The sequence below is a fragment of the Endozoicomonas sp. ISHI1 genome (genome assembly GCF_024606225.1).
Lineage (GTDB): Bacteria > Pseudomonadota > Gammaproteobacteria > Pseudomonadales > Endozoicomonadaceae > Endozoicomonas_A.
In genome coordinates this window covers 157,555-163,606 of sequence record NZ_JAGRPU010000008.1, presented here as the reverse complement: position 1 = coordinate 163,606, position 6,052 = coordinate 157,555, and the positions used below count along the sequence as shown (strand labels likewise).

5 protein-coding genes, 7 tRNA genes and 1 rRNA gene are annotated in these 6,052 nt (G+C 48.0%); 2 read left to right on the top strand and 11 right to left on the bottom strand.

Annotated features, from left to right (window positions below):
• A 16S ribosomal RNA gene (locus KBW69_RS07825) occupies positions 1–98 on the bottom strand; the annotation flags it as partial.
• A gap of 674 nt (positions 99–772) precedes the next feature.
• Here KBW69_RS07825 and KBW69_RS07820 point away from each other — a divergent pair.
• Entirely contained in the window at positions 773–1,330 is a 558-nt protein-coding gene (locus KBW69_RS07820; protein WP_257280528.1) for a chalcone isomerase family protein, read from the top strand.
• A 230-nt stretch (positions 1,331–1,560) separates the two neighbouring features.
• Here KBW69_RS07820 and KBW69_RS07815 read toward each other — a convergent pair whose 3' ends face one another.
• The 3 genes from KBW69_RS07815 to KBW69_RS07805 form a co-directional block, all read right to left on the bottom strand.
• Positions 1,561–2,565, bottom strand: coding sequence for a hypothetical protein (locus KBW69_RS07815; protein ID WP_257280527.1), 1,005 nt, complete (start codon positions 2,563–2,565; stop codon positions 1,561–1,563).
• Between the two features lie 63 nt (positions 2,566–2,628).
• Positions 2,629–3,519: a DMT family transporter gene (locus KBW69_RS07810; protein ID WP_257280526.1), complete on the bottom strand. Its 891-nt coding sequence runs from the start codon at positions 3,517–3,519 to the stop codon at positions 2,629–2,631.
• A gap of 133 nt (positions 3,520–3,652) precedes the next feature.
• Positions 3,653–4,165 (bottom strand): GAF domain-containing protein, encoded by a 513-nt coding sequence (locus tag KBW69_RS07805; RefSeq protein ID WP_257280525.1) that lies wholly within the window; start codon positions 4,163–4,165, stop codon positions 3,653–3,655.
• A 600-nt stretch (positions 4,166–4,765) separates the two neighbouring features.
• Between KBW69_RS07805 and KBW69_RS07800 the strand changes: the two genes are divergently transcribed.
• Positions 4,766–4,966: a hypothetical protein gene (locus KBW69_RS07800; RefSeq protein ID WP_257280524.1), complete on the top strand. Its 201-nt coding sequence runs from the start codon at positions 4,766–4,768 to the stop codon at positions 4,964–4,966.
• Positions 4,967–5,108: 142 nt separating this feature from the next.
• Here the strand turns inward: KBW69_RS07800 and KBW69_RS07795 are convergent.
• The 7 genes from KBW69_RS07795 to KBW69_RS07765 form a co-directional block, all read right to left on the bottom strand.
• Positions 5,109–5,183, bottom strand: a tRNA-Tyr gene (locus KBW69_RS07795).
• Between the two features lie 34 nt (positions 5,184–5,217).
• Positions 5,218–5,293, bottom strand: a tRNA-Ala gene (locus tag KBW69_RS07790).
• Positions 5,294–5,422: 129 nt separating this feature from the next.
• Positions 5,423–5,498, bottom strand: a tRNA-Ala gene (locus KBW69_RS07785).
• A gap of 3 nt (positions 5,499–5,501) precedes the next feature.
• Positions 5,502–5,577, bottom strand: a tRNA-Glu gene (locus KBW69_RS07780).
• Between the two features lie 165 nt (positions 5,578–5,742).
• Positions 5,743–5,818 (bottom strand) — tRNA-Glu (locus tag KBW69_RS07775).
• Positions 5,819–5,861: 43 nt separating this feature from the next.
• Positions 5,862–5,937 (bottom strand) — tRNA-Gly (locus KBW69_RS07770).
• A 37-nt stretch (positions 5,938–5,974) separates the two neighbouring features.
• Positions 5,975–6,050: transfer RNA gene (locus tag KBW69_RS07765), tRNA-Glu, on the bottom strand.
• Positions 6,051–6,052 lie beyond the last annotated feature (2 nt).

Sequence of the window (6,052 nt, the reverse complement as noted above, 5' to 3'; positions counted from 1 at the left end):
CGTCAGCAACTAGCAAGCTAGTCCTGTTACCGCTCGACTTGCATGTGTTAGGCCTGCCGCCAGCGTTCAATCTGAGCCATGATCAAACTCTTCAGTTTAAATCGTTTTGTCAGCTATTCCGAAGAACCAGCCAACGGCTCAATCTTTGCAATTAAACGTACATGAATTACAGGTATGTTCACTTGCTTGATCAGCATTTAAATCATTTCAGAGCAAAGCTCTGTTGACCGATGCCATTCGCACAAGCGCCCACACGAATTGTCTGATAATTTGTTAAAGAACGAGGTTAAAACAAGCAGGTTTTAACCGGCTGAAGCAGCAGTCAGTACTGCTCAGCGAGGCGCACATATTACCTCGGCGCCGTTCGTTGTCAAGTGATTGTTTTATAAGCCACTTTTCAACTTGCCGGGACCACATTCACTCACTCGGTAAGCGTTGCATTTCCGTCTCAGCGGCGGTGCATTCTACGCTGTTCGATCCGATTGTCAATCACCGTTTTGAACGGTGTCGCAATGGATCGCTGCGTGCTCGTCAAGAACGTATCCTTAAGAGCGATGCCCCGATCAGCGGAGGTGCATTATACAGAGGAAGAGTGTTCTGCCAAGTCTCGGCGAATATCTACAATAAAAAAGGCCGATTTCCCCACCTTTGTTTATACTTGGTCTTCCTTGATCTTCTGTTTTTGCGAATTGATACATTTGTCTTATAACAGTTATCTGTCAGTTAACGTATATTGTGTTTTTTATTCTGTCGCTCACTTCCGGAGAGATCCATGAAAAAAATACTCCTCTTTATTTCAGCGCTTGTGATGAGCCTGAACGTGCTGGCCATTGAGCTGGATGGTATCAAGGTTCCAGAAACGTTAAACATTGATAACCAGACCCTGGAACTCAATGGTGCAGGTATCCGCTCCAAATTTTTTGTAGACCTTTATGTGGGTTCGCTCTACACCACTGAAAAAACCGATGACGCCAGCAGCGTGCTCAACAGCGAAACGCCTGTAGCCATTCAGCTGTTCATCACCTCCAAACTGATCACTTCTGAAAAACTCACTGAAGCCGTGAATGAAGGATTTGAAAAATCAACTGGTGGTCAGGTCGAACCTCTCAAAGATCGATTGTCCGCCTTTATCGATGTTTTCCAGGCGGAGATTGTTAAAGGTGATAACTTCGTAATGTTTGTTACACCGGGTAAAGGCGTTGATGTCTACAAGAATGGGAAAAAGCTCACCACCATCAAAGGCGATGACTTCAGCAGAGCGCTGCTGGGCGTGTGGCTGGGAGATCAACCTGTCGATGCTGATCTCAAGGCAGATATGCTGGGCGAATAATCTTTTTTCGGCAGTCAGTTTACTGGCTGCTTTCTCTTGTCAGAGTTCTTGAGCCTTAAGTGCTAGCAGCCTGTCGGACTTAAGGCTGTCCTACTGCGGTTGCAATAAATTGGTCTAAAAATTCCTGCTTCTTCGTCAAATAGCTCGCTATTCTCCTCAGAAGCAGAAATTTTTATCCTCAATTTCTTGCAATCCTCGCTACGGACGCTTAAGTCCGACAGGCTGCTCTGCTAGTCGTTGAAAAACTGCTGCTCAATCATTTCCACAGCAGGGCAAAAGATCTCTTCCTCCATTTCATTATCGCACTCTTCCCTCAGCGCCCCCATCATCGTCGACCTGACCACGTCCATTACCATTGTGCGCTTGTAGAGAGGCAGACTGCTTGCATAGCCCAGAGCAAACTGCTTGAACGGGTTCACTATGCAGTCATAGACTGGCCCGCAATCAACCCCCTCCCGGGTGCGAGCGGTCATAATCATTTCCGCCAAAGAGGCCGACCACGCCTCAAGATCTTCACCCACCTTGATGGGTCTACCAAAATCTTCAGCACTATCCGCCAGGTCGACCAGGTAAATCCGATCGGACTCTAGATCATAGATTTCATTTCTGCCATTTCGATCCGGCAGATGTAAACGGACCACCCTGCCCAACATTTCAGCACTGTTTTTAGCAGGCTGCTTTGGATCAAGATGGGACAGGGCCAATACCTGTCCATAACGGTAAAAAATCCTGCTTAGCAAAGTTTTCTGCCCGGTACTCAAGAGATAAGCAGAGTGAAGGTAGTGTCGATATAAGGTTCCTATGCTTTGACCCGTTACCAGAGGATAACTCACGATGTAATGCTGCCTACGATTAAGCATAAAGGTAGCAGCGCGATCGGGAAGCACTAGTTCTGCGTTCACCTTGGCCAACCAACGGTAACGGGGGAGGTTTTTTTTCAGCAGCCATTCGTATTCAAACCGTATCTGGTCACACTCAGAACAATCTTCTCGAACGATCTTTACAAACCAGCGCATACCATCGAACAAAGCAGTGTAAGCCTGATCAATCTGACCGCCTTCGGTAGTGATTTTTTTAAAGTCTTGACCCCTACCCTCAAACAGCCGGTCTATGGCCTCTTCATAGGTTTTCAGTTCAGAGAAGTCCGGCACTTTTGGTAATTCCGCAAATTCACCTCGGGCGAGATGACTTAGGATCAACATCAGGATCAAAAAGAAAGATCGACAAACAGTCACGTTCAAAAGCCTCTGGTAGCTTGATAACCGTTTTATCGACCCTTAACCCCACTATTTAATAAGTCAGTCCAGCCAGAGCAACAGAATAACACTGCTTATAATCAGAGCCATCCCACAGTACTCTCGAAGCGAATGCTTTTCCCTGAACAGACGGGTAGAGATGATCAGCGCAAAAAAGAATTCAACCTGCCCCAGCGTTTTGACCAGCGCCGGGTTTTGCAGACTTAAGGCTGTGAACCAACCAATGGACCCCAACAGACTCAAAAACCCGACGGCGCCGCTTAACTTCCATTGCTGAATGAGCTTTCCCAGAGTTTTAGGCTCCTTGATCCAGATAAAGCCACCCAGAATGACTGTTTGCATTGAAATTGTGGCGGTCAGTGTATAGGCCGAAGCCACAAGCGGATCAATACCCAACGCCAAACTCGCCTGCCTGACCCAGAGAGTGGTCAAAGCTAAACAGAACCCTGCGGCGAGACCAAAAGCGGCAGATACCGAAAACAGGGAACGCCATCCTTTCTCGGGTCCGAGTGGATTCAAAAAGATCAACCCGATCATCCCCAGCAGAACACTGACCCATCCCGCCCAGCTGAGCACCTGGGAATAAACAATGGCACCCAGCACAGCAACCAGAACCGTCTCAGACTTGGAATAAATAACCCCAATAGCAAAGTTTCTCAGCTGAAAGAGTTTGATGATGAAAGTGGTAGCAGCTATCTGGACCAATCCTGCTCCCAGGCTATAGAGCAGAAAAGTAGAAGATATTTCGGGCAGAAGAGTATCCCGCCAGTGCAGTTGCAGATAAAGATAAACCCAAACCAACGGAAGCGCGAAAGCATACCGGGCAAATGTGGTACCCCAGACACTGACACGCTCAGAAAGTGTTTTTTGCCCTGCTGAGCGAAATGCCTGAGCAACGGCAGCCATCAAAGTCAGCCATATCCAGGTAGACACTGCTTTTCTCCTCCCTGAAAAAGATAAAGCACCCAAGTATAGCCATTGGATTTAAAGAAATAAGTTTACGGGAAACCATTGAGAGGCATTCCAAAACCCTATTATTGATTAATGAGATTTCGGAACAGAAGATTCAGTAGCGCAGCTGGTCGAATTGAATCCTTGCTGCCAGCAATTCTGCCAGAGCTTCCAGACCTTTTTGGTCTTCTTCATCAAAACGGGAAGTGATCGGACTGTCGATATCCAGAACTGCTTTCACCTCACCCTCTTCACAAAAGGGGATCACAATCTCGCTCTGACTGGCTGAGTCACAGGCAATGTGGCCGGGAAATGCTTTTACATCATCCACCACTTGGGTGGTTTGCTCTCGGGCAGCGGAACCACAGACTCCCCGGCCAAAGGGGATGCGAACGCAAGCAGGATTCCCCATGAACGGTCCCAACACCAGCTGATTGTCCCTGGCGATGTAAAACCCAGCCCAGTTTACTTCAGCCATGGTCGTAAATAGCAGACTGGCAACATTGGCGAGATTGGCCAGGGTATCGGTTTCACCCTCGGTCAATGCCTTTGCCCGGGCCATCAGAATGCGATAGAAGCTGGCTTTGTCCTCAGGCATCTCAACGACGTCAAACATATATGCACTCATCCAGAAACAGCCCGGTATAGCTGTTAGTCAATAGCATAAGGATCATAACTCCTGTCAATGCCCTGATGATATTCGGCTCACTCCTCAATGCTTCTTCCTTCAGCCTCAAACGTTTGTTTGACAAAGCTCAATGCTGCATCGATACCTGCTACCTACTGAAAAAGTTGCGATGGCGTTGAAGTTACACCTACTCTCCCGTTGGACTAGCAGCCTGTCGGACTTAAGCGTCCGTAGCGAGGATTGCAAGAAATTGAGGATAAAAATTTCTGCTTCTGAGGAGAATAGCCTTAAGTCCGACAGGCTGCTAGCTCCATTAAAACAGTTTCGAGCTCTGATCAGGGAGAGACTCGATGCGATTGTACTATGAAATTGCCACAAGAAACTAATACAGTGATTGGGGCATTAGGACAACTTTCCTCAGGTGTAGAGGAAGGCTACCTCCCTATTTCTTCAAGTTCACAGGTTCCATAGGGAACTCATGTCTCTTAAGACACTCTAATAAATTAACAACATGATAACCGTGCGCTTCCCGGAAGCCAGTCTATGCTGGACTAGTGTTAAAGGGAGCAGATTCAAAAGCACAATACTTAAGAGGCTGTAATGTTCAATTTACATCGAATTCTTGAAGAACTATCGACCACCGGTTGGATCATCGTGGCTCTTTGCTTGGTGGTCTGGGTTGCCGCCACCTACCTAATGGGCGAGATCTCCGACAAGCACTGGGGCGATAGGGAGTCCGGCGCTCTGGTGGGCTTCTTCGTACCCGGTATTTTCTTTGTAATTGGACTCTACATATTCTGATGCACACAGCTGGCTGATTCGATCTGTATCAAGAATCAGACCACCGATTCTCAGGTCGGCTCGCTTGAGCAGAGAGCAGAAAAAAGAAAACCTCACATACAGGACACTGTTGAAGGGAAAGGCAGGAAGGATTAGACCTGAATGGCATCCCGTAGGGAACTCGAACCCCTGTAATGCCGTTACGGGGCAGTGTCCCAGGCCACTAGACGAATGGGACACACTGTCTTGTCAACACTGAGGAAGTGTAATTTTGGTGGAGCTAAGCGGGATCGAACCGCTGACCTCAACACTGCCAGTGTTGCGCTCTCCCAGCTGAGCTATAGCCCCAAAATCTGATGCGTATTATGCAGTTATTTTCTCAATGATCAAGTGGTAGATTGCACTGAAGCTTTTGAAGGCTGATTAAATACGACTATAACCCAGTCAAATGAATGATTTTTTTATAACGCATTATTTTGGTGGAGCTAAGCGGGATCGAACCGCTGACCTCAACACTGCCAGTGTTGCGCTCTCCCAGCTGAGCTATAGCCCCGATTGGCATCCCGTAGGGGACTCGAACCCCTGTTACTGCCGTGAAAGGGCAGTGTCCTAGGCCACTAGACGAACGGGACACAATCTTTTGTGCTTATATGCGTTTGCATACAGCCTTTAATTGGAGCGGGAAATGAGACTCACCCTTTGACCCTGAGGCGCCCCCAACCTTGGCAAGGCTGTGCTCTATCAACTGGGCTATTCCCGCAGTGAAGATGATTCAGGACTTCTTCAAAGTCTTGAAATGGCATCCCGTAGGGGACTCGAACCCCTGTTACTGCCGTGAAAGGGCAGTGTCCTAGGCCACTAGACGAACGGGACACAATCTTTTGTGCCTGTATGCTTTTGCATACAGCCTTTAATTTGGAGCGGGAAACGAGACTCGAACTCGCGACCCCAACCTTGGCAAGGTTGTGCTCTACCAACTGAGCTATTCCCGCAGCGAAGATGATTTAGGACTTCTTCAAAGCCTTAAAATGGCATCCCGTAGGGGACTCGAACCCCTGTTACTGCCGTGAAAGGGCAGTGTCCTAGGCCACTAGACGAACGGGACAC